This window comes from Serratia marcescens, from assembly GCF_029846115.1.
Lineage (GTDB): Bacteria > Pseudomonadota > Gammaproteobacteria > Enterobacterales > Enterobacteriaceae > Serratia > Serratia marcescens_L.
Genome location: NZ_JARVZZ010000001.1, coordinates 4,841,386 through 4,863,187, shown reverse-complemented (window position 1 = coordinate 4,863,187; position 21,802 = coordinate 4,841,386). Strand labels below are relative to the sequence as shown.

General features: G+C 59.3%; 29 protein-coding genes and 1 other RNA gene. 17 read left to right on the top strand and 13 right to left on the bottom strand.

The window, feature by feature from the left end; translation table 11 throughout:
- Positions 1–66: 66 nt before the first annotated feature.
- Complete coding sequence (locus QDT79_RS23265) at positions 67–963, top strand: LysR family transcriptional regulator (protein ID WP_308317128.1); 897 nt, start codon at positions 67–69, stop codon at positions 961–963.
- Here the strand turns inward: QDT79_RS23265 and QDT79_RS23260 are convergent.
- Positions 923–1,963 (bottom strand): alpha/beta hydrolase family protein, encoded by a 1,041-nt coding sequence (locus tag QDT79_RS23260; RefSeq protein ID WP_308317127.1) that lies wholly within the window; start codon positions 1,961–1,963, stop codon positions 923–925. The genes QDT79_RS23265 and QDT79_RS23260 overlap by 41 nt on opposite strands.
- Before the next feature lie 174 nt (positions 1,964–2,137).
- Between QDT79_RS23260 and QDT79_RS23255 the strand changes: the two genes are divergently transcribed.
- The 3 genes from QDT79_RS23255 (at position 2,138) to QDT79_RS23245 (ending at position 4,826) form a co-directional block, all read left to right on the top strand.
- Positions 2,138–3,118 (top strand): helix-turn-helix domain-containing protein, encoded by a 981-nt coding sequence (locus tag QDT79_RS23255; protein ID WP_308317125.1) that lies wholly within the window; start codon positions 2,138–2,140, stop codon positions 3,116–3,118.
- Positions 3,119–3,212: 94 nt separating this feature from the next.
- Positions 3,213–4,385, top strand: a complete 1,173-nt coding sequence (locus QDT79_RS23250) for an MFS transporter (RefSeq protein WP_308317124.1) — start codon at positions 3,213–3,215, stop codon at positions 4,383–4,385.
- Positions 4,386–4,487: 102 nt separating this feature from the next.
- Positions 4,488–4,826 (top strand): DUF2002 family protein, encoded by a 339-nt coding sequence (locus QDT79_RS23245; protein WP_038872785.1) that lies wholly within the window; start codon positions 4,488–4,490, stop codon positions 4,824–4,826.
- A gap of 26 nt (positions 4,827–4,852) precedes the next feature.
- Here QDT79_RS23245 and QDT79_RS23240 read toward each other — a convergent pair whose 3' ends face one another.
- Both QDT79_RS23240 and QDT79_RS23235 read right to left on the bottom strand, forming a co-directional pair.
- A complete protein-coding gene (locus QDT79_RS23240) occupies positions 4,853–5,299 on the bottom strand; it encodes a DUF1198 family protein (RefSeq protein WP_025303978.1) in 447 nt (148 codons plus the stop codon).
- Between the two features lie 67 nt (positions 5,300–5,366).
- On the bottom strand, positions 5,367–5,702 hold the full coding sequence (locus QDT79_RS23235) for an MbeD/MobD family mobilization/exclusion family protein (protein WP_004928976.1): 336 nt from the start codon (positions 5,700–5,702) through the stop codon (positions 5,367–5,369).
- Positions 5,703–5,886: 184 nt separating this feature from the next.
- On the opposite strand from QDT79_RS23235, the gene smrA reads away from it, so the two are divergent.
- Entirely contained in the window at positions 5,887–6,459 is a 573-nt protein-coding gene (gene smrA, locus QDT79_RS23230) for a DNA endonuclease SmrA (protein ID WP_060425072.1), read from the top strand.
- Between the two features lie 50 nt (positions 6,460–6,509).
- On the opposite strand, the gene QDT79_RS23225 is transcribed toward smrA, so the two are convergent.
- The gene (locus QDT79_RS23225; RefSeq protein WP_016929826.1) at positions 6,510–6,923 is read right to left on the bottom strand and encodes a DoxX family protein; all 414 of its coding nucleotides are present in this window, start codon (positions 6,921–6,923) and stop codon (positions 6,510–6,512) included.
- 191 nt (positions 6,924–7,114) lie between these two features.
- On the opposite strand from QDT79_RS23225, the gene QDT79_RS23220 reads away from it, so the two are divergent.
- Positions 7,115–7,345, top strand: a complete 231-nt coding sequence (locus QDT79_RS23220) for a (4Fe-4S)-binding protein (RefSeq protein WP_087762386.1) — start codon at positions 7,115–7,117, stop codon at positions 7,343–7,345.
- A 1-nt stretch (position 7,346) separates the two neighbouring features.
- On the top strand, positions 7,347–7,625 hold the full coding sequence (locus QDT79_RS23215; RefSeq protein ID WP_063990620.1) for a GNAT family N-acetyltransferase: 279 nt from the start codon (positions 7,347–7,349) through the stop codon (positions 7,623–7,625).
- Between the two features lie 32 nt (positions 7,626–7,657).
- On the opposite strand, the gene QDT79_RS23210 is transcribed toward QDT79_RS23215, so the two are convergent.
- Positions 7,658–7,840: a GDFGVC terminal motif YodC-like protein gene (locus QDT79_RS23210; RefSeq protein ID WP_025303973.1), complete on the bottom strand. Its 183-nt coding sequence runs from the start codon at positions 7,838–7,840 to the stop codon at positions 7,658–7,660.
- Positions 7,841–7,960: 120 nt separating this feature from the next.
- On the opposite strand from QDT79_RS23210, the gene QDT79_RS23205 reads away from it, so the two are divergent.
- The gene (locus tag QDT79_RS23205) at positions 7,961–8,476 is read left to right on the top strand and encodes a DUF1543 domain-containing protein (RefSeq protein ID WP_070913755.1); all 516 of its coding nucleotides are present in this window, start codon (positions 7,961–7,963) and stop codon (positions 8,474–8,476) included.
- Here QDT79_RS23205 and QDT79_RS23200 read toward each other — a convergent pair.
- Positions 8,471–9,397, bottom strand: coding sequence for a LysR substrate-binding domain-containing protein (locus QDT79_RS23200; RefSeq protein WP_060426208.1), 927 nt, complete (start codon positions 9,395–9,397; stop codon positions 8,471–8,473). The genes QDT79_RS23205 and QDT79_RS23200 overlap by 6 nt on opposite strands.
- 85 nt (positions 9,398–9,482) lie before the next feature.
- Between QDT79_RS23200 and QDT79_RS23195 the strand changes: the two genes are divergently transcribed.
- Positions 9,483–9,980: a GNAT family N-acetyltransferase gene (locus QDT79_RS23195; RefSeq protein WP_033649791.1), complete on the top strand. Its 498-nt coding sequence runs from the start codon at positions 9,483–9,485 to the stop codon at positions 9,978–9,980.
- A 62-nt stretch (positions 9,981–10,042) separates the two neighbouring features.
- Here QDT79_RS23195 and QDT79_RS23190 read toward each other — a convergent pair whose 3' ends face one another.
- Positions 10,043–10,777, bottom strand: coding sequence for a class I SAM-dependent methyltransferase (locus QDT79_RS23190; protein WP_308317123.1), 735 nt, complete (start codon positions 10,775–10,777; stop codon positions 10,043–10,045).
- A 98-nt stretch (positions 10,778–10,875) separates the two neighbouring features.
- On the opposite strand from QDT79_RS23190, the gene QDT79_RS23185 reads away from it, so the two are divergent.
- The 5 genes from QDT79_RS23185 to QDT79_RS23165 all read left to right on the top strand — a co-directional run bounded on the left by QDT79_RS23185 (position 10,876) and on the right by QDT79_RS23165 (position 14,777).
- The gene (locus QDT79_RS23185) at positions 10,876–11,328 is read left to right on the top strand and encodes a GNAT family N-acetyltransferase (protein ID WP_308317122.1); all 453 of its coding nucleotides are present in this window, start codon (positions 10,876–10,878) and stop codon (positions 11,326–11,328) included.
- Positions 11,329–11,440: 112 nt separating this feature from the next.
- Positions 11,441–11,857 (top strand): DUF2946 domain-containing protein, encoded by a 417-nt coding sequence (locus QDT79_RS23180; protein WP_308317121.1) that lies wholly within the window; start codon positions 11,441–11,443, stop codon positions 11,855–11,857.
- Positions 11,858–11,928: 71 nt separating this feature from the next.
- Entirely contained in the window at positions 11,929–13,590 is a 1,662-nt protein-coding gene (locus QDT79_RS23175; RefSeq protein WP_207221087.1) for a DUF2534 family protein, read from the top strand.
- Between the two features lie 355 nt (positions 13,591–13,945).
- Entirely contained in the window at positions 13,946–14,593 is a 648-nt protein-coding gene (locus tag QDT79_RS23170) for an Ssp6 family T6SS pore-forming effector (protein WP_199200152.1), read from the top strand.
- Complete coding sequence (locus QDT79_RS23165) at positions 14,553–14,777, top strand: hypothetical protein (RefSeq protein WP_055317294.1); 225 nt, start codon at positions 14,553–14,555, stop codon at positions 14,775–14,777. The genes QDT79_RS23170 and QDT79_RS23165 overlap by 41 nt, the downstream gene beginning before the upstream one ends.
- Before the next feature lie 339 nt (positions 14,778–15,116).
- On the opposite strand, the gene ssrA is transcribed toward QDT79_RS23165, so the two are convergent.
- Both ssrA and smpB read right to left on the bottom strand, forming a co-directional pair.
- Positions 15,117–15,480: a transfer-messenger RNA gene (gene ssrA, locus QDT79_RS23160) on the bottom strand.
- A 49-nt stretch (positions 15,481–15,529) separates the two neighbouring features.
- Positions 15,530–16,012: an SsrA-binding protein SmpB gene (gene smpB, locus QDT79_RS23155; RefSeq protein WP_033654311.1), complete on the bottom strand. Its 483-nt coding sequence runs from the start codon at positions 16,010–16,012 to the stop codon at positions 15,530–15,532.
- Between the two features lie 161 nt (positions 16,013–16,173).
- Here smpB and QDT79_RS23150 point away from each other — a divergent pair, with 161 nt between their 5' ends.
- Positions 16,174–16,608, top strand: a complete 435-nt coding sequence (locus QDT79_RS23150; protein ID WP_004929096.1) for a type II toxin-antitoxin system RatA family toxin — start codon at positions 16,174–16,176, stop codon at positions 16,606–16,608.
- A complete protein-coding gene (locus QDT79_RS23145) occupies positions 16,601–16,885 on the top strand; it encodes an RnfH family protein (RefSeq protein ID WP_004929098.1) in 285 nt (94 codons plus the stop codon). The genes QDT79_RS23150 and QDT79_RS23145 overlap by 8 nt, the downstream gene beginning before the upstream one ends.
- A 117-nt stretch (positions 16,886–17,002) precedes the next feature.
- Here QDT79_RS23145 and bamE read toward each other — a convergent pair whose 3' ends face one another.
- The 3 genes from bamE to nadK all read right to left on the bottom strand — a co-directional run bounded on the left by bamE (position 17,003) and on the right by nadK (position 20,208).
- Positions 17,003–17,341, bottom strand: coding sequence for an outer membrane protein assembly factor BamE (gene bamE, locus QDT79_RS23140; RefSeq protein WP_044030646.1), 339 nt, complete (start codon positions 17,339–17,341; stop codon positions 17,003–17,005).
- Between the two features lie 240 nt (positions 17,342–17,581).
- Positions 17,582–19,243 (bottom strand): DNA repair protein RecN, encoded by a 1,662-nt coding sequence (gene recN / locus QDT79_RS23135; protein ID WP_038870807.1) that lies wholly within the window; start codon positions 19,241–19,243, stop codon positions 17,582–17,584.
- An 86-nt stretch (positions 19,244–19,329) separates the two neighbouring features.
- A complete protein-coding gene (gene nadK / locus QDT79_RS23130) occupies positions 19,330–20,208 on the bottom strand; it encodes an NAD(+) kinase (RefSeq protein ID WP_019452304.1) in 879 nt (292 codons plus the stop codon).
- Positions 20,209–20,333: 125 nt separating this feature from the next.
- On the opposite strand from nadK, the gene grpE reads away from it, so the two are divergent.
- On the top strand, positions 20,334–20,918 hold the full coding sequence (gene grpE, locus QDT79_RS23125) for a nucleotide exchange factor GrpE (protein WP_025303955.1): 585 nt from the start codon (positions 20,334–20,336) through the stop codon (positions 20,916–20,918).
- A 56-nt stretch (positions 20,919–20,974) separates the two neighbouring features.
- On the opposite strand, the gene ung is transcribed toward grpE, so the two are convergent.
- Positions 20,975–21,658, bottom strand: a complete 684-nt coding sequence (ung, locus tag QDT79_RS23120; RefSeq protein WP_033635636.1) for a uracil-DNA glycosylase — start codon at positions 21,656–21,658, stop codon at positions 20,975–20,977.
- Positions 21,659–21,802 lie beyond the last annotated feature (144 nt).

The window sequence follows — 21,802 nt, the reverse complement described above, 5'->3', positions numbered from 1 at the left end:
AAGTGCGGATAAATCGGCGACAGGCGATTACACTGTCAAAATCATTTTGACAATAAGGGCGGAGAAATGCTGAATTTGCAGCGCCTGGCGATCTTTGCGGCGGTGGTGGAAGCGGGCAGCTTTACCGCGGCGGCGGCGGCGCTGGGGCAAACCAAGGCGGTGGTGAGTTTTAACGTCAAACAGCTGGAGAACGAGCTGGGGGTGTCACTGCTGGCGCGCAGCACCCGGCGGCTGTCGCTGACCGACGCCGGCGAACGCTTTTACCAGCGCAGCCTGCAGCTGCTGCAGGAGGCGGAAAACGTGCTGGACGACGTGCGCCGCGATCATCACGGGCTGAGCGGCGTGCTGCGCATCACCAGTACACCGGAGTACGGCGCGCAGGTGGTGGTGCCGGCGCTGGCGGCATTTTCGCGACAGCACCCGCGGCTGCGCATCCAGCATGTGTCTTCTTCTTATCACGCCGATCTGATCTCGGAGCGCTTTGACGTGGCGATCCGCCTGGGCCAGCTGGCGGATTCCAGCCACCGCGCGGCGCTGATCGACAGCTTCGCCATTTTTCCGGTGGCGTCGCCGGGTTATCTGGCCGACCGACCGATTCATTCGCTGACGGATCTGGCGCAGGCGCAGTGGATCGCCCACAGCCGGCTCAGTTCACCGCTCAGCTGGCAGGTGGCCACGCCGCAGCGCGAAGCGGTGCTGTTCAAGGTCGCGGACGCTGCCACGCTCACCGGCGACAGCGCCGCGGCATTGCTGGCGTTCGCCCTGCATGGCGCCGGGGTGGCGCTGCTGCCGGCGTGGCTGGCGCAGCCCGAAATCGACGCCGGCCGGCTGCTGCGGTTGCTGCCGGATCACCGTTTCCCCGAGCAGAGCATCTATGCGCTTTACCCGAACACCCGCCATGTGCCGGAAAAGGTGCGGGCGTTTATCGATTTTCTGCGCGCGCGGGTAGCCAGGGGCGAATGAACGGCAATATTGCCGCCACCGTTTGCTGATGTACCCATGCACGTTGGGCAGGCGTGGTTGCGCATAGTACCTCTGCTTCCTGTTCTTCAGAGGCCAAAATTTTTCGGCCGTTGGGTTGGCAAATGGGTAAGAAATCGAAATGATTGCCGCGGGTTAATCGCTGTGCGCGGATAGGCTGTTCAGCGCCGTTAGCTGCCAGCGATGCCCCACCCAAACGCGAGCCTTTCTCGCTTGGCAGATAGTTTTGCGATTCGATAATCAACAAGGGTGCGTTTAGGTGACGCAAACTCTCCGGCCGCAGATAGGGCACCATGCCGGGATCGAGGGCGACGGCAAAGCGGATGCGCGGGTCGGTATAATCGGCATCGAACCGATCGGCGGCGACCTGCGTCAGGTCAACCCTGGCCTGGGTATAGAACCGGCAATTGGGTGACTGCGGCCGTTGCCGACAACCGGCGATGAAATCTGCCAGTCTGACTCTGCCGCCGATGGCCGCGATGGCGCTGTAACCGCCCTTGGAGTGGCCGACAACGCCGATGGCGTGAGGGTTGACGAGAGCAGCCCAGCGAGGGGAGGCGCCGATCGCGTCAATCAGCGCGGAGATATCTTCGGTTTGCCGCCAAAGATTGATGGACTGCGCCGGGACTGAGTCGCCGGTGGTACTGCCGGGTGAGTTGGCGGCAATCACCACCACGCCCTGGCTAACTAGCGCTGCCGCCAGCCAGGCCTGGCTGGTATTGTTCCCTCCGCTGCCGTGACTGAACACCACCAAGGGAAAGGCGCCCTTGGCCGGTGGTGCGTCAATTTGGCCGGCAATACCGGTGAATACCGGATTGGCACCGACGTTTTGTCGTGGGCCTTCGGCCTCGGTGGGATAATAAATACGGCTGGCGAGCGTGCGCGAACCCCGGGAAAACGCTTCATCATGAATGGCGATCTGATAAGGCGATGCGCTGGCCGTCGTGCACAGCAGCAGCCACAGAGACAGTAACTTTTTCATCCTCACATCCTCATTACGACAAAAGCGCAAAGGTGACATCGGCTGTGCCTCTCGGCGACCTCGATCGCGATCAAGGTCGTTAAATTATTGTTTTAACAGACTTCACGCCATACACTTTTCCGCGTCGTCTCTTTGGATAAGGCGTAATGAATGCCGCTCATTCCCGTTACCTTTTTGTTCAGCCTGCTGTGCTGCGGGCTGTTGCTTCGCCTTGGCCGGCCCAGCGCCCGGCGTTGGGTTTTCCAGCTGTTACTGCTGCTGTGCGCATGGCAAAGCCTGCTGGTGGGGTTGCGTTACGGTTACGACTTAACGCAGTTCAACCGGTTGCAGCCGATTGGCGCCGTCATGATCCCGGTGCTGGTCTGGCTGGCCTTCCGGGTGAGCACGCAGGGGCGATTGCGGCTTACCGATGTCTGGCATTTTGCGCCCTTATGCCTGACGCTGTTGGCCAGCGGGTATGCGCCAGTTTGGTTGGATGCGTTGATTATTGCCGCCGATGCGGCTTACGGCGTGGCCTTGTGGTATGCACTGCGCGGCGGTGAGAATAGTTTGAAGCAGGTGGCGTTGGCGGAAAGCTGGCTCTGCTGCCGTCTGTGGCGTGGGTTAGCCATTTTATTGTTCACCGTCGCGATAGCGGAGCTGATCATTGCCCTCGATTTTGCCTGGTTTGGCGGGCGACATGCCGGCCTGTTGGTGACGGTCGACACTCTGCTGCTTACGTTGGGCGTGTACCTGGTCTTGTCCCGCACCCGGCCGGTGGAGCAACCGGTCGAGGAAACGCCGGAGCCTGTTAAAGTCGTCGCAGTGAATGATGACCAGATCCACCACTGGTTTGTTCAGGTGCAACAGCGATTGCTGAAAGACGATCTTTATTTGCAACCGGAGCTGAATTTGGCGCTGTTGGCGCGCAAAAGTGGATTGCCGGCGCGCCGGGTGTCGCAGGCCATCAATCAGCATGCCGGGATGAATGTCTCGCAATACGTGAACCAATTGCGCATCGGTGAGGCGGCGCGAAGGCTGCTTGTCGGCGACCGCCCGATAACCGAAATCATGCATGAGTCGGGATTTACCACCAAGTCGAATTTTAACCGCGAATTCTTGCGCGTATATGGTGCCAATCCCAGCGAATGGCGCAGACAGCAAAGACTTAGTTAAATAATAATTCGTTATAAATCTCTCATTTATCATCAGATCCCATCGGGGTATGCTGGCAATCTCTGTCTACCCCGTTCGATGCGAGCCACCTTCGATGACCGCAGAAAATAACCTCCAGCTGAACCGACGCATTCTGTCCGTGGTGATGTTCACCTTCGTCTGCTACCTGACCATCGGCCTGCCGCTGGCGGTGCTGCCGGGATTTGTGCATGACCACCTGGGCTACAACTCGGTGCTGGCGGGCCTTATCATCAGCGCGCAGTACTTCGCCACGCTGTTCAGCCGCCCGCACGCCGGGCGCTATGCCGATCAGCTGGGGCCGAAGAAGGTGGTGCTGTTCGGCCTGGCGTGCTGCGGTGCCAGCGGCCTGTTTTACGCGCTGGCGTTCGGCATTGACGATTACCCGTGGCTCAGCCTGCTGTTGCTGTGCGTGGGGAGGGTGTTTCTCGGCGTCGGCGAAAGCTTCGCCAGCACCGGTTCCACGCTGTGGGGCATCGGCCGGGTCGGAGCGATGCACACCGCGCGGGTGATTTCCTGGAACGGCGTCGCCACCTACGGGGCGATGGCGGCCGGGGCGCCGCTCGGCGTGTACCTGAATCAGCAGTGGGGATTGGCCGGGGTGGCGGCGCTGATCGTGCTGGCGGTCGCGGTGGCGCTGCTGTTGGCGAGCGGCAAGCCGGACGTCTCGATCGCCGCCGGGCAACGCATCGCCTTCCGCGCGGTGTTCGGCCGCATCTGGGCCTATGGCCTCGGGCTGGCGATGGGCACCGTCGGCTTCGGCGTGATCGCCACGTTCATCACCCTTTACTACGCCGACAAAGGTTGGAGCGGCGCGGCGTTTTCGCTGACGCTGTTCAGCTGCGCCTTCGTCGGCATCCGCCTGATCTTCAGCAACGTCATCAACCGCCACGGCGGTCTGAAGGTGACGCTGGCGTCGTTTCTGGTCGAGATCGTCGGGCTGCTGTTGATCTGGCTGGCCGGTGAGCCCTGGATGGTGCAAACCGGCGCGTTGCTGGCCGGCGCCGGTTTCTCGCTGGTGTTCCCGGCGCTGGGCGTCGAGGCGGTGAAACAGGTGCCGCCGCAGAATCAGGGCACGGCGCTCGGCACCTATTCGGCGTTCCTCGACCTGGCGCTGGGCATCACCGGCCCGCTGGCCGGGCTGCTGATTGGGCAAGCGGGCGTGCCGTCGATCTATCTGGCGGCGGCGCTGCTGGTGGCGCTCGGGGTGTTGCTCACTCTGCGCCTGCTGCAGCGCAGCCGGAGCTGATTCAGGAATAGTCCGAAACCCGGATTCCTCCCCAGAAAATCATTGTTTCGGTGAATGATTACGGTAAGGTCGCTCAGCGGTCCAGAATGAGAGGAGGAATCGATGTATTTACGGCCGGATGAAGTGGCTAAAGTGTTGGAGAATACCGGCTTTGAGCGTGATTATGTCACCGATCAGGCCTATGGCTACCGCAAGGGTGCACACTACGTGTATGTGAATCGCGAAGCGCGGATGGGCAGAACCGCGTTGGTGATCCACCCGGCGTTGAAAGAGAGAAGCGTGCATTTCGCCACGCCAACCTCCCCGGTGCGCACCAGCGAGCAGTATCTGGAGTTTCCCCTGGATTTAAGCGGCGACGCCCCGAACCTGCGTTACGGCATCGCACACGGCTTCAGCTCGCGCGAAGCGCTGTCGCGCTACCTCTTCAGCATGTTCCTGTAATCGGTCCCCCGCCTTGGGGGACGCGATCAGCCGTGGGCCAACGCTTCGCGGTTGAAACGCTCGTTGTAGGCGCGACGGAACTGCGCCAGTTCAAACGCATCGATATCCAGTTCGGCGAAGTAAAACAGCGCCGCTTCGGTGTGCTCGGCGTGCAGCTCCGGCGATAGCCCGGCGCGCAGCAGCACGTCGCGCCACAGGGCAATCTGTTCGTCGTCCGCTTGTTTGATGAACGTCAGGTAGATGAACAGCAGATAAGCCGCCTGGTGCATCTCTTCGGTGTAGCCGTTGTTCAGCATGCGGATAAAGGTCTGGCTTTGGCGGCCGCCCATTTCCTGGATCATCGATTCGATCAGCATCGGTTTGACCCTCAGCAGATGGGCCAGCGAATCGATGGCTTTGCGGGTGTCGGACGTCAGGATGCGGTAACCGATAATGAATACGACGATCAGGGCGGCGAGGATGATCCAGGTCATTTAGGCTTTATTACACTCTCAATACGCCAGAAGAGGGGCGGGAGGCGCTGTGCGACAGCGCCCGCTATCAATGCTGTTCGCCGCTGAAATTACCGACCGCGCTCTGTTGGCGCAGGTGGTGATTGAAGGTGGCCGCGTCTTTGGCCAGCGCGTCCAGATGAGCGCCGAGCATTTTGATCTGCTTCACCAGCGCATGCTGTTCCGGTACCGAACTGGCGGTGCTCAGCTTGCGCGCCAGTTGTTCATTCTGCGCCCGCAGTGCGGCTTCGCGCTGTTTGGCCTCTTCCAGCAGTTGCTGCAGCGCCTGGTAGCTCTGCTGCCATTCGCGGTGTTGCCGTTCGAAGCTGCTCTGCAACTCATTCATCGCATTTTGAAACTGGATTTCCAGCTCGCGCATTGTCATGGGCTCGATCCTTTGCGGCACTCAATGATGGCTTAGCAGTATAGCGAAAACTGTTCGCAAGCTCACCCGTTGACGACAAATGAGACAAATGCCGCTGACAATTCCCGGCTTGCAACCGCGCCAAGGCGTCTTACAATCGACCCCATTCCCGGCCGTAAAGGCTGCCGTTCAAGAGAGGTGGAAGATGAGCGAGCAGGAAAAAGACTTTTTTGAACAGGCGATGGCGGACGTGGTGCCGCTGGCGAGCGGACGGCAGACGCTGTACCTCAAGCCGCAGGAGGCGATGGACAAAAGCGCGCGGCGCGAAGCGCAGCGGCTGATGCAGGAAAACTTCCTCAGTACCGATTTTCTCGAGGTGATCCCCTGCGAACAGCCGCTGGAGTTCAAAGGGGAAGGCATTCAACAGGGCGTGCTGGACAAGCTGCGCAACGGGCGTTATCCGCCGCAGGCGTCGCTGAACCTGCTGCGTCAGTCGGTCGAAGCCAGCCGGCAGGCGCTGTTTCGCTTCATCGTGCAGGCGGAGGCGCAAAACCTGCGTTCGCTGCTGATCGTGCACGGCCGCGGGCGGCAGAACGAAAGCCATCCGAATATCGTGCGCAGTTACGTCGCCAAATGGCTGGCGCAGTTTGAACAGGTACAGGCGTTTTGCCGCGCCTTACCGCGCGACGGCGGCGAGGGCGCCTGCTATGTCACGCTGCGTAAATCGGCGCAGGCCAAGGCGGAAAACTTTGAGCGCCACGCCAAGCGCAGCCGTTGAAGGGATAGCCGAAATAAAATGGCCGGCGATATTCGCCGGCCATCGATGAATTATTTATTAAATATTTTATAGTCCAGCGAATAACGGCCGGCGCCGGTTACCGCCAGCAACAGCAAGCCGCCAATGATGCTGATGTTTTTAAAGAAGTTGATTTCATTGCCCATCATTTCCATGCCGGTCATTTTCCAGAACGGATGGCCGATAAACGCGGTGCCCAACACATACAGGGCGAAAATGACCGCGATAGGGCGAGTAAACAGACCGAGAATAAGCGCGATGCCGAAAATAAACTCCACCACTACGGCAACGATCGCCGCTAAATAAGGCATCGGCGTGCCGTAGCCTTCCATCGCCGTGACGGTCGCACCGAAGTTGACCAGTTTCATCCAGCCGAAAATGATAAACAGAACCATCAGTAATATGCGGGACAGCAGAATTACGCCGTCTTTTGAGCTATCACCCATTTCGAACTCCTTAGCCACTGTCGGAATGATGTTGTCTTACTGAATAAAGATTAGAACAATTTACGTTTTTTTCTAGCGGCGGCGGGCGGTTGCGCCACTTTTTCGGTGAGCGAGACGCGTGGTGAAGCCGGCGGCATTGCCTATACTTGAGCCTGGAGCAAAAACAATAAAACAGGCAATGTGAGGCCAAAATGGACGAGGAATTGACCGCCGCCGGTTACCGCCGTTATTCCGGCGACAAGATTGACGTTTATTTTAACAGCGCGACATGCCGCCATTCCGCCAACTGTGTGCGTGGCAACGCGGCTATTTTTACCCTGAACCGCCGCCCGTGGATTATGCCGGACAATGCCGACGCGGCGGAGGTGAAACGCGTTATCGACACCTGCCCCAGCGGCGCACTTAAATATAGGGAGAAATAATATGGAACATAAAATACTGGCAGACGACAAGCGTTTTTATATCAATGACGAGCAGGGCAAGCTGATCGCCGAGATCTCTTTCGTGCCGAGCGGTGACAAGCTGACCATTATCGATCACACCTGGGTGGATGAGTCATTGAAGGGGCAGGGCGTCGGCAAAAAGCTGGTGGCGCTGGTGGTGGAGAAGATGCGCGCGGAGCGGCGTAAAATCATTCCGCTCTGCCCGTTCGCCAAGCATGAGTTTGATACCACGCCGGCCTATCAGGACATTCGCGCCTGAGGCGATAACGGGGCGCGGTGCGCCCCGGTCATTCAGCAGACGCCGAAATCGCCATCTTCGTGGTACAGCGCCACGTCGCTGGCCTGCACCTCCGTGCGCTGCTCTTTGCCCAGTTCATTCCAGCTGCAAACCAGGGTTTCACCGTCGATCGCCACCACGGTCATCTTTGGGCCGCCGGTGGTGCGTTGAACAAAATCACCGATATTGAATGCCATGCGTTCCTCCACAACAGATTAAACCTCACCTATTGATAACACAGAATGGCGCTGCCGTTGGCACGAGTTTCGTTATGTATTATTTTATATAGCGATTATCACCAAGGAGAGCAGAATAACATGCCGGGATTATTGATGTTTTATGTGGGCGGTACGGCGCCGGGCGCCAATATTGAGCTGCACGACGTGCAGTTCGCGGCGGCGGATCGGCCGGAAGAGGCGTATCCGCTGCTGCGTGAAAAGTGGTTCGGCGATAAGCGCAAGGTGCATGTCGACGGCTATGCGCGCATCGACTGGGCGGACGGTTACGACGTGAGCCTGGAGCCTGCGCCGTTCGCCGGTGAAGAGAAGCTGTTTTTCGTCAACGTGGGCGGCTACCGCAGCGATGAGCTGGCGGAATTGCACCAGTTCGGCCTGTTTGTGGCGCGTTCCGTCGACGAGGCGAAGGACAAAGCCAAACGGGTGCTGCTGACGGACAGCGCGCAGCAGCACAAGGATGACCTGGCCGAGGTGGACGACTGCCTGCTGCTGCAGGCGCTGCAAGGCTACCACGTGCATCTGCGGGCCAATCCGCACGGTAAACCGGCCCGGCCGCTGTGGCAGGGGTATCTGCCGATCGGCGAACCCGCGTTATAACGCCGCCAACGCCTGCAGCTGTTGCCGCAACCAGCGGCAGGCCTCAGGCCGGCCGTTCTTGCGGTGCAGGTAGATTTTGATCTGATACGGCGGCACCGGAAACGGCAGGGGGTGGATATCCAGCGCCGCCGCCTGCCGCAATTTTTGCGCGGCGTAGCGCGGCATGCTCATCACCAGTTCGCTGTCGGCGACGATGAACGGCGCTCCCAGCAGCGAAGGCGTGCGGATGGCGATATCGCGCTGCAGCCCCAGTTTGTCGAGCTGGTAGTCAATGACGCCGCGCTGTTCGTTCCACGGCGTCACCACCAGATGGCGCGCTCGCAGGTAGTTTTCCCGCGTTAGCTCGCCGTATTTTGCGCTGAAGGCGGGCGAACAGATCGCCACATACTCATCCTCCAACCAGCTCACCTCGTCGATCTCCGGATAGCTTTCGCCGTCGGTTTCGGTAAAGCCCAGCGCGAAGTCGATACGCCCCGCCAGCAGATCGTTCAGCGCCACCTTGCGCTCGGAATAGCGCAGCTGAAACGACAGCCCCGGTGCCAGGCGCTGCATCTGCGCCATCAGCGCGGGAAACACCGCGAAGGCGGTGTAATCGGTAATGGCGAAGGTGAAGCTCTCCCGGCTTTCGGCGGGAACGAAGCGCGGGCGCGGATGCAGCCCTTTGGCCAGCAGCGCCAGACTTTCGCTGACGGTCGGGGCCAGGCTGTCGGCATACACCGTCGGGTGCATGTCGTTGCCGACCCGGTAGAACAGCTCGTCCGCCAGCGCCTTGCGCAGCCGGATCAGCGCGTGGCTCAGCGCCGACGCACTGAGGGCCAGCTCCGCCGCGGCGCGCGTCACCGATCGCAGCCGATAGACCGCTTCGAACACCAGCAGCAGGTTGAGATCGAGACGCTTCAAATCCAGATGCATGATATTCATTACCTGTTGATGAAAATGCAGTTCATACAGTATTTGAGGCGCGATATGCTGGCAAGCACAGTTATCAACACACTCAGGATTTGCCATGACCATTGAGATTTACCCGGCGCAAAAAAGCGACGCCAAACTGATTCTGGATATGATTATCGAGCTGGCGGTGTACGAAAAGGCGCGCGAGCAGGTGCTGGCCAGCGTGGAAGATATCGAACGCAGCCTGTTTGGGCCGGGCGCCTGTTCCGAAGCGCTGATTTGTACGGTAAACGGCGAGCCGGCGGGTTATGCGGTGTTCTTTATGAGTTACTCCACCTGGCTGGGTAAAAACGGCATCTATCTGGAAGACCTGTACGTGGCGCCGAAGCATCGCGGCGCGGGCGCCGGTAAAAAGCTGCTGCGGCACATCGCCCAACTGGCGTGCGAACGGCAGTGCGGCCGCCTGGAGTGGAGCGTGCTGGACTGGAACCAACCGGCCATCGATTTCTACCTCAGCATCGGCGCGCAGCCGCAGGGCGAGTGGGTGCGCTATCGTATGGAGGGCGAGGCGCTGACGCACTTCGCGGCGCACGGGGCGGCGCTGCCGGCATAATAGCCGTTGGGGGGAGGCGGCCTCCCCAACTGTAGTGATGTGAACGGTTTACTGCGGATTAATCAGGCGGGTTTGCGGGCGGCGAGAATGAAGATCATCGGGCGCTCCTGCTCTTCGTCCAGCGCCGGATTAGCGGCGATTTGCTGCGTGCTGGGGCCCCATTCGTTCAAATGCTGGATGATAAAGCCTTGCTGCGCCAGCGGGTTGATATAGTCGCCGAGCGTGCGGTGCTGCTTGATGACACCTTCCGCCAGCCAGTTGGAAACGCGCTGGCCTTCTCGCTGGTAGCCGTTCACCGGCCAGGATTTCTGCCCGTTGCCGTCGGTCAGCCAGCCCTGCTGCGCCGGGGCGGTGTAGATCGGGTGCTCGGCGGTGAAGATGAACTGCCCGCCGGGTTTCAGCGCGGCGTAAACCGTGGCGAACAGGGCGGCCAGATCCTCGAGGTAGTGCAGCGTCAGCGAGCTGTAGACCAGATCGTAACTTTCCGGCGGCAGCTGCAGCTGCGCCAAATCCTGCCGACGGTACTCGATGCCCGCGTCGGCGGTCATCTCTCGCGCCTTGGCCAGCATTTTTTCCGAGACGTCCAGCCCCAGCACGTCGGCGGCGCCCTGTTCGCGCGCGCTGCGGCAAAACCAGCCGTAGCCGCAGCCGAGATCGACCACGCTTTTGCCCTGCAAATCCGGCAGGATGCGGCGGATGGCGGGCCATTCCGGCGCGCCGTCCAGGCCGTGCCGCGAGCGGCTGAGCTGCGCGTAGCCGTCGAAGAAGGCCTGATTGTCATAGATGTTTTGCGTCATGAAGACTCCTTAGTGAATGACGGCGGCGGAATGCCGCTGCCATACCGTGCATATTGCTGCATAATTCTACGCTGACAACATGAATAACGGGAATGACGATGGACATGATTTCGGTGCGACAAGCGCCCGAGCTGGCGCCGCGCGCCATTGCGTATTTTCAGCGGCACTGGGCCACGCCAGAAACGCTGATGATGTATGAAGACGCCATCAACCGCAGCCTTGGCGCCGCCAACCCGCTGCCGCAGTGGTACCTGCTGATGGAAAATGACCAGGTCCTCGGCTGCGCGGGGCTCATCACCAATGACTTTATCAGCCGTGGGGAACTGTATCCCTGGCTGTGTGCGCTCTACGTAGAGGAAACGCAGCGCGGCCAGGGCTGCGGCGCCAAACTGATTGAGCATGTGGCGGCGGAAACCTGCCGGTTGGGCTTCCCGCAGCTGCACCTGTGCACCGATCTGGAAGGCTACTACGAGCGCAGCGGCTTCGTTTACAACGGGCTCGGGTATCACCCCTGGGGCGAGGCCTCGCGGGTCTATTCGCGGGTGCTGTGATCGCCGCCGCCGGGGACGATTAAGACAAATCTGACTTTTCTTTCACCTCATCGCGCATCGCGGGTTACACTGGCCGCTTGTTCGCCACCGACCGGGTTAATTCGCCGCCGCGATGAGAGTGCCACGCCAGCTACAGCAACGCTTTACCGCCTGCATCGCCATTATGGCGGTGCTGTTGCTGTTTGTGGCGCCGGTGGTGTCGAAATCGCTGATGCACCACCCGATGATGGGCGGCATGGCGCAACCGGACGTCGCTATGCCGCACGACATGCACGCGATGGCGATGCCCGCCGCCGAGCATGCCGGCCACCACGGCATGGATCCTGCGGCGATGATTTTCTGCGGCTATTGCGAGCTGCTGATCCACGTGCCGCTGCTACTGTGGACATTCGTCCCGCTGCTGTGGCTGATGACGCGCATCGCGCGCCTGCCTTGCGCGCCGCGCATCGTTTCTCCGCCCATTCGGCGCCTGACTCTGCGGCCGAGCCCGCGCGGGCCACCCGGCCAACCGTTTTTCCCTATTGCTTGATCATGGGTAACGCCGTCCGTATCGCTGCGGACGGTTTGCCTGCGCGCACAGTTTGAAAAACGAGAAAGGCCATGTCTTCAATAACCAAAACTCCACCTGCCGCATCGCCGCGTGGCGCAATGCTGAACCTGATCAGACGGCTGCATTTTTATATCGGCCTGCTGGTCGCTCCTTTTATTCTGGTCGCTGCATTGACCGGCACGCTGTATGTGTTGACCCCGCAGCTTGAAGAGGCGCTGTATCACGATGCGCTTTTCACCGAACCGCACGGGCAGGCGAGATCGCTGGCTGACCAGATCGCCGCCGCCCGCCGCGCGGCGGGTGACGAGGCGCGTATTTACGCCGTGCGCCCGGCACCCGGCGCAATGGACACCACGCGCGTACAGTTCGCGGGCGCCGATCTGGGCGCTTCCGAGTCGCGCGCGCTGTTTGTCGATCCTTATACCCTGGCGATCAAGGGCGATATGACGGTGTACGGCACCTCCGGCGTGCTGCCGCTGCGCACCTGGCTGGACAAGCTGCACAGCAGCCTGCTGCTTGGCGATCTGGGGCGCAACTACAGCGAGCTGGCGGCCTCCTGGCTGTGGGTGGCCGCGCTGGGCGGCGTGGCGCTGTGGCTGGCGACGCGGCCGAAGCGCAAGCTGAAAAGGGCGAAAGGGGGCTTCGCCGCCAGCCGCCATTGGCATATCACGCTGGGCGTGGCGCTGCTGGCCGGGCTGCTGTTCTTCTCGGCTACTGGGCTGACCTGGTCGCAGTGGGCCGGCGGCAACATCGACGCGCTGCGGGCCAACCTGGGCTGGCTGACGCCGCAGGTCAACACCAGCCTGCAGGCCGATGCGCCGCAGACGCCGGCCGATCCGCACGCCGAGCACCGCGGGATGATGCCGGGCATGAAGATGGGCCCTGCCGCGCAGGCCAATGCGTTGAACGGTGATTGGGATCGGGCGCTGCACGCCGCGCGCGCCGCCGGAATAGATGCCGCCAAGGTCGAGCTGCGCCAGCCGAAAGGCGAGGGCAAAGCCTGGACGGTGACCGAAGTGGATCGCAGCTGGCCGACACAGGTGGACGCGGTTGCCATCGCGCCGCAAAGCTTCGCCGTCGTCGACCAGGTGCGGTTCGACACCTTCCCGCTCATCGCCAAACTGACCCGCTGGGGCATCGACGCCCACATGGGCATTCTGTTCGGCTTGCCGAATCAGCTGCTGCTGGCGGCGTTCGGCCTTGGGCTGTGCTTGATGATCGCGTTGGGTTACCGCATGTGGTGGATCCGCCGCCCGGCGGCGGGGGCGCAGCATCCGGTGCATACGCTGATTGCCGCCTGGCTGGCGCTTTCCCTGCCGGCGCGAACCGTCACGCTGCTGGTGGCTTCCGCACTGGGGTATTGCCTGCCGGTGATGGGCGTGAGCCTCGCGGCGTTGCTGCTGGTGGACGTGTGGCGTTGGCGCGGCCAACGGCAGGGCCACCGGGACGAAACGCCGGAAGCGGCCGCCCGCCGCGCCGAAGTGCGCAAGTTCCGCGCGGCGGTGGCGACGGTGGCGGTGGCGGTTGGCTGCGTGATGGGCCGAGCGATCCTCGGCGGCACCGTCGAGCAATTCCAGCTGCCGATCGGCGCCTGGAGCGCCCAGATGGTGATCATGCAGAGCCTGATGGTGCTGCTGTATACGCTGGTGTTCACCCTGCTGCTTTCCATTCCGCTGTGGTATTTCTTCCTGGGGGAGAAAGAGGGGCGGTGAGGGGCGTCCGGCATGCCTGCGGGCATGCCGGATATTTGGGAATGGGGCTTAAGCACGTATTATCTCACTGGATAGGCAATTTCCACTGAAAGTAAGCGAACGATGACGTTTGAATAAGCTTGAAATAAAAATATATAAATCAATGTATTGGTTGATATTTCAGTACTGTATCCTATCCATTTGCGCAATTTTGTTCAGAAAGTTTTTTCAGTTCTGCTCTTCTATAAAATACCCCATCGGGCCGTGCCAAGCCTGGGACTTTGGCGTACTCCCAAACTGAAAAATGCGTGAATTCGTAATCGCGTTCTGGTTTGGTTATTCTCTGAGCTGGGCACATTTTGCTCAAGGAAAGTGAATGGACGCAAAGCAAATTGCACATGGAATTTTGGATGGAATTTCGACTATACCCAGCGGGATGTATCATGGCGTCGTTCGCACTTGGCAAGGAGCTGGATTGGCTGGTAGCAACCTCAAAACTAGAAACCAAGAAGAAACAGAACGTTTCGCCCGTATGGTTAAGTCGATGGGTAACAGTGAAGAACCCTTACGACGCCTGATTACTATTGTGATCACTGATTTCTATCAGAAACTAGACGCTAGCGGCAAAGAGTCCATCAATAATAAACTAGCCTATGGTGTCGGTCGTCTTGGTGGACGAACTGGAGGCCAATTTGCATTGGCGCAATTTGCGGCTCACATGATGCTAAGGAAAGCGACCTCTGCATTAGCGTATAAACAATTTGTACGCTTTGGCGCTTCGTTCACTCTCAACCTTGTAATGTTACAGGGACTTATCGAAGAGGCAGCCCAAGCATCCCGACGAATGCAAGTTAAGTTTCCTCAAACATTCCGGAAGGTGTCGGCGTTAAATTTAGATATGGCATATTTCTTGGTTGAGGAACAACTAGAGCCGTATCTCCAATTCATTAACAGCCACCCTATGCTTTGTAAAGGTATTCAGAATGAACTCTGCAAAATCCTCTCTAACCAGAAAACTCACTAAGTATATAGGGTTAGGTGCTTCGCATGCTTTGGAAGCGATAGTAACCGGCGTTTGCGCGATTGCTGCTTTCATGTCGCTGTTCTTACTTGATGGGGCAGTGATGAAGGTTGCTGGCTTTGTTGGTTTCTTCGTTGCCGGCTATCTAATCACCCTGGCGATTGCATGGCTGCGTGGGGAGCGGTAACAAAGTGGCGACGTAATTTTCTTGTCGCCATTACAAAGATTCCACTGTGTCCATTACTTCACCTACTGTATTCCCAAAGCTCTCGCGGGCCTGTTTCTTTACTGGATCTGTGCGGAGCCGCCTGGGAAACTGTGTCGTTAGTGGGGGGGGCCCGATTAGGCAGGCTGCTCATCATACTCTTAATCATTGGCCCCATCCCACACTGGTTCGAGCGGACACTCTTTCTCCGGATTTAATTAGGTATTCTCGGACAAATACAAAAACAAAAAAGCCCGCAACCGAAGTTGTGGGCTTTTTCGCTATTATCGCCGGGTCTATCTGGTTCACTGGCGACGTATTTGGTGGAGCTGGGGGGATTTGAACCCCCGTCCGAAATTACTACACCGTCGGCACTACATGCTTAGTCCAATCTTTACATTCGCCGGCCAGCTGCGGATGGACACGCTACTGACAGACTAGCCTGATTGAGTTTAACGCTTCAGCCCCAGGCAGGACATCCACGCGATCTCTTTTGGGTTTGACCTCTCTTGATCCCCGTCCTAAGAGCGGAGGCTAGGGAGAGAGGGCTCTAAGCAGGGTATTAAGCTGCTAAAGCGTAGTTTTCGTCGTTTGCGACTATTTTTTTGCGGCTTTTTACGAGGCCAACCGCCCCTCGGCATGCTCCTAGGGCTTCGCAAATCCCGTCGAATCCAGAATCAGCCCCAAGTAACTTTGTGCAGTATACCAGAAGTTTACTTCGATAAGCCAGCGGCTTAACGATTGGCGTGCTTCATGATACGGGCTTTCGCCGTCTGCCATTCGCGATCTTTGATGTCATCGCGTTTGTCGTGCTCTTTCTTGCCTTTGGCTACGCCGATCTTGATCTTGCTCCAGGCATTTTTCCAATACAGGGACAAGGCCACCACGGTGTAGCCATCGCGGTTGACGCGGCCGAGCAGGGTATCCAGCTCGCGTCGTTTCAGCAGCAGTTTACGGGTACGCGTCGGATCGCACACCACATGCGACGAAGCCACGTTGAGCGGGGTGATGGTGGCGCCAAACAGATAGGCTTCACCGTCACGGAACGTCACGTAGCTGTCGCTGAGGTTGGCTTTGCCTGCACGCAGCGATTTAACTTCCCACCCTTGCAGCGACAGGCCCGCCTCGAACTCTTCTTCAATGAAGTATTCGAAACGCGCGCGCTTGTTTTGAGCAATGGTGGCGGAACCGGGTTTGTGTGCTTTTTTCTTTGTCATAGTGCGTTCATTATACTGGATGCTTCAGCGAAAGAAATCCTTTCCCGTTCAGCACCTGCGCAATTTTTCGCATTTTTGGCGCCCCCATCCCTTAGCAGATTTTTTGTTTGCCGCCAGATAAATGGTATTATCTGTACGTTTTATGTCTCACAGGAAATGATATGCCCCAGATCAGTCGGTCTGCATTAGTGCCGTTCAGCGCCGAGCAGATGTATCAGTTGGTTAACGATGTTCATTCTTATCCCGATTTTCTGCCAGGCTGCACCGGCAGCCGGGTGCTTAACGCTACCTCCAACGAAATGACCGCCGCGGTGGACGTCGCCAAGGCCGGTATCAGCAAGACCTTCACCACGCGCAATACGCTGCTGGATAACCAGAGCATCAATATGCAGCTGGTCGATGGTCCGTTCCGCAAGCTGATGGGCGGCTGGCAGTTCACGCCGCTGAGCGAAGAGGCCTGCAAGGTGGAGCTGCACCTGGACTTCGAGTTCACCAACAAACTGATTGAGCTGGCGTTCGGCAAGGTGTTCAAAGAGCTGGCGGGCAGCATGGTGCAGGCATTCACCCAGCGGGCGAAAGAGGTCTACAGTGTCTGACATCCAGGTCGAGGTGGTGTACGCCTTGCCGGAGCGTCAGTACCTGCGCAAGGTGAAGCTGGCCGAGGGCAGCAGCGTCGAGCAGGCGATCCAGGCTTCGGGCCTGCTGGAGCTGCGCCAGGATATCGATCTCAAGAGCAACAAAATCGGTATCTACAGCCGCCCGGCCAAGCTGGGCGATACGCTGAACGACGGCGACCGGGTGGAGATCTACCGGCCGCTGATAGCCGATCCGAAAGAGCTGCGCCGGCAACGGGCAGAAAAGGCAAAAAAATAAGGCGCTTATAGCGCCTTATTTTTTATCTGAAACTGATTTCCTCTTCCGCGTTGCAGCCTGCGACTGTCATGAGGAACATCATGCCCCCTCATGGGCCGGAAGGGCGGGCGGCACCGATTACTTGGTCAGCGCCGGTTTGTTCTGGATATCGGTCAACACGCCTGCGCTGTCGAAGGTCAGCGTCAGCGTCTGCTGGGTGATGTCTTCATGGCCAGGCTGCTGACGGAACACATAGAACCACGTCTGAGTCCCGAACGGGTCTTGCAGCATTGGGGTGCCCAATGTGTAAGCGACCTGTTGCTGGGTCATCCCTTTCTGAATTTTCGCCACGTCGGTCGACGTCAGGTAGTTCCCCTGGTTGATGTCAGGACGATAAACCACCTTTTCAAAAGTAGAACAGCCTGCAGTCAGCATCACAAAAACTACAGCGGCGGCAGTCAGCGTTTTACAGCGCATAGTAATCACATTCCTTTAGGGCATAGGATGCCGATGATAATAGACCTTGCGGCAGTTGGAAACCTTTATACCCTTCATCTTTCAAGTTGCGACGCGTTGGCTTTCTTTCAGCACCTCAAGCGCTTGGCCTGTTTCAGGCCGTTGAGGAGGCTTCGAATCGCCGCCGCGCCGCACTTTAGATATCTTTCGGGTCAACAGCGTCACTGTCAGACCGCAGGAAAGTGAAAAAGTTGAGCTTTTTTATGCCGCCAGCAGTTCTTTGGCGTTCGCCAACGTATTGCGGGTGACTTCGCTGCCGCCGAGCAGGCGCGCCAGCTCCTGCAGCCGGGCGCGCTTATCCAGCGGCGCCATCTGGGTTTCGGTGACCGTGCCGTCGGTCTGCTTGCTGACGAACAGGTGCTGATGCCCGCATCCGGCCACCTGCGGCAGGTGGGTCACGCACATCACCTGGGTGGATTCGCCGAGTTGGCGCAGCAGGCGGCCGACGATGGCGGCGGTCGGGCCGCTGATGCCCACGTCTACCTCATCGAAGATCAGCGCCGGGGTTTCCATCTTGCGGGCGGTAATCACCTGAATGGCCAGCGCGATGCGCGACAGCTCACCGCCGGAGGCCACCTTCGCCAGCGGCTGCAGCGGCTGCCCCGGGTTGGTGGAGACGCAGAACTCGGTGCGGCTGGCCCCTTCGGCGCTCAGATGCTGCGGCTCGAAACGCACATCGATGTTGAACTTGCCGTGCGGCATGGAGAGCGCCTGCATGCTGTCGGTGATGAGCGTGGTCAGCTCGGCGGCGTAGTGCAGGCGTTTCTGATGCAGCTGCTCTGCCAGCGCCAGCGCCTGCTGGTGATGCAGGGTGACCGCCTCGTTCAGGTGTTCATGGTCGCTTTCCTGCTGTGAAAGCAGCTGCTGTTCATCCAGCAACTGCTGATGCAGCTGCGGCAGCTCCTCCGGCGCAACCTGATGTTTGCGCGCCAGGCTGATTTGGCGCGACAGGCGCTGTTCCAGCTCGTGCAGGCGGTTGGGATCGAGATCCATGCGATCGGCATAGTGGCGCAGCTCGTCGCTGGCTTCGCTGATCTGGATAGAGGCCTCTTCCAGCATGTCCAGCAGGCCGCTGAGCTTGTCGTCCAGCCCGGCCAGCTCAAGCAGTAGGTGTTTGGCGCTGTAGAGCTGGCTGAGCATGTTGTTCTCGTCGCTGTCGGCCAGCAGCTGCAGCGTCTGCTGGCTGAGGGTCAGCAGCTGGCCGCTGTTGGCCAGGCGCTTGTACTCGGCGTCGGTCTGTTCGAACTCGCCGGCCTGCGGCGCGAATTCGTTCAGCTCTTTCAATTGGTATTGCAGCAGCTGCTTGCGCGCTTCGCGCTCGATGGACTGCTGCTGATGGTGCGCCAGCTCGCGGCAGCTCTGGTGCCAGCGTTGGTAGGCCTGGCTCATCGCCGCCAGCAGGGCGGGTTCGTCGGCGTAGGCGTCGAGCAGCGCTTTCTGGTGCTCCGGCTTGAGCAGCAGCTGATGGGCGTGTTGGCCGTGGATTTGGATCAGGCGTTGCCCCAGCTCGCGCAGCTGCGACAGCGGCACGGCGGTGCCGTTGATAAAGCCGCGCGAACGGCCGTCGGCGTTGATCACCCGGCGCAGCAGGCATTCGTTGCTGTCGTCCAGCTGGTTCTGCTCCAGCCACTCGCGTGCGGACGGGGTGTCCGCCAGCGAGAAGCGGGCGCAAATGTCGGCGCGGGCGGCTCCCAGGCGCACCACGTTGCCGTCGGCGCGGTTGCCGAGGCACAGCCCCAGCGCATCGATGGCGATGGATTTGCCGGCGCCGGTTTCACCGGTGATCGCCGTCATACCCGGTTGAAAATCGATTTCCAACTCACGAACGATAGCAAAGTTGCTGATGGTTAATTGCGCCAGCATGGGAACCTTCCTGTGTATAAACACATAACTGTAGTTTCATACAGTATAAACTGGTTTTATATACAGTAAAGTGGCCGACGCAGATTTTAGAACAATTTTTTCGACCAGCCCAGCTTGGTGCTTAACGTGTTGAAATAGCTGTAGTCCTTTGGGTGAATCAGATTCAGGTGGAAATCGCTGCGGCGGATCAGCACTTCTTCGCCTTCCTGGATCGGCAGCGCGATCTGGCTGTCGCAGCTGATCTCCAGATCGCTGCCGATCTGGGAAAACTTCAGGCGGATGGTGCTGTCGCCGTTGATCACCAGCGGCCGGGCGGAAAGGGTGTGCGGGAACATCGGCACCAGCGCGATCGCCTCCAGCGACGGGGTGAGGATCGGTCCGCCGGCGGAGAGCGAGTAGGCGGTGGAGCCGGTCGGCGTGGCGATGATCAGGCCGTCGGAGCGTTGCGAGAAGGCGAAGCGATCGTCGATGTACACTTCGAATTCGATCATGTGCGCCACTTTGCCGGGGTGCAGCACTACTTCGTTGATGGCGGTGCTGATGCGGCACTGCTGGTGCTCTTTATGCACGATGGTTTCCAGCAGGAAACGCTGTTCGTCGATGTATTCGCCTTCCAGCACGTCCGCCAGCTGCTGTAGGGCGTTGTCGGGATCGAGATCGGTGAGGAAGCCGAGGTTGCCGCGGTTGACCCCGATCACCTTGATGTCGTAACGCGCCAGCACGCGCGCGGCGCCGAGCATGTTGCCGTCGCCGCCGACCACCACCGCCAGATCGGCGCGCTGGCCGATATCCGCCAGGCTGCCGGTCACGGCGTCTTTCAGCCCCAAATCATGGGCGATCTGGCGTTCGACCATCACCGAATAGCCGCGGGCGACCAGCCAGTGGAACAGCATCTCGTGGGTTGCCAGCGCTGAAGGGTGACGCGGGTGGCCAACAATGCCAATACAGGCGAATTTTTTATTCATTTGTTGTGATTTTCCTCACCGGGACCCGTTTATGCCCCACATTGTGACCGGTTGACTTGAAACCCCGGTTTTGATCCCCATAATAAGCCAAGTTGCGAGATTAATGCTAAAACGCGGAGATATTCATGAGTAGTAAAGAACAGAAGACGCCAAACGAGCAAGTCTCGGAAGAAATGGAACAACACGCTCATCACGATGATACGCTGCCGGAAGCGGCGGAAGGCGTCGATCTGCGCGATGCGCGTATCGCCGAACTGGAAGCCCAACTGGCGGAAGCTCAGCAGCACGAGCGCGACAGCCTGCTGCGCGCCAAAGCGGAAGCGGAAAACATCCGCCGCCGCGCTGAACTGGACGTCGAGAAAGCGCACAAGTTCGCCCTGGAGAAATTCTCCGGCGATCTGCTGCCGGTGATCGACAACCTGGAGCGCGCGCTGGATCTGGCGGATAAAAACAACCCGGAACTGGCCGCGATGATTGAAGGCATCGAGCTGACGCTGAAATCGCTGCTGGACGTGGTGCGCAAGTATGGCATCGAAATCGTCGGCGACGTCAACGTGCCGTTCAACCCGGAAGTGCATCAGGCGATGAGCATGATGGAATCCGCCGATCATCAACCGAACCACGTGATGATGGTGATGCAGAAAGGCTATACGCTGAACGGCCGCCTGCTGCGTCCGGCGATGGTTGCAGTCTCCAAAGCCAAGGCGTAATCGCCCCGGCAACGGCATAAAGAAAGGCACCCGAGGGTGCCTTTTTTGTCTCTGTACTACGCCTGCGGCAGGCGTGGCATCCAGTCGATCGGCGTGAGCCCTTGCTGCTCCAGCAGCTGATTGGCCTGCGAGAAATGGCGGCAGCCGAGGAAACCGCGGTGGGCGGAGAGCGGCGACGGGTGCGGCGCCTTCAGCACATGGTGGCGGTTGCGGTCGATAAAGTTGCCTTTCTTCTGCGCGTGCGAGCCCCACAGCAGGAACACCACGCCTTCACGGTTCTCGTTCAGGGCGGCGATCACTTTATCGGTAAAGGTTTCCCAGCCCAGGTTGGCGTGCGAGTGCGCGCGGCCGCCTTCCACCGTCAGCACGGTGTTGAGCAGCAGCACCCCCTGTTCGGCCCAGCTTTGCAGGTAGCCGTGATCCGGGCGTTCGAAGCCGGGAATGTCGGTCGCCAGCTCTTTATACATGTTCACCAGCGACGGCGGCGCCGGCACGCCGGGGCGCACCGAGAAAGAGAGGCCGTGCGCCTGATTGGGGCCGTGATACGGATCCTGGCCGAGGATGACGACCTTGACGTCCGCCAGCTCGGTATAGCGGAAAGCGTTGAACACGTCCTTCTGCGGTGGATAAATGGTCTTACCGGCCTGGCGCTCAGCGGCAACAAAGGCGAGCGTTTCAACAAAATAGGGCTGCTCTTTCTCTTTGCCGATCACGTCATGCCAGGTGAGGGAGGTGGCCATAAACGCTCTCCTTTGTTTTCTTTAGCAATTCATGGGCTATAGCTTACCGTTTCGGCACGCGCAGCGAAACCCGCTTTTCATTTCTCGCTGCCGTGCCTTATGCAATTATTTTTGAAAATTTACAAAAATAATTGGTTTTTGCCG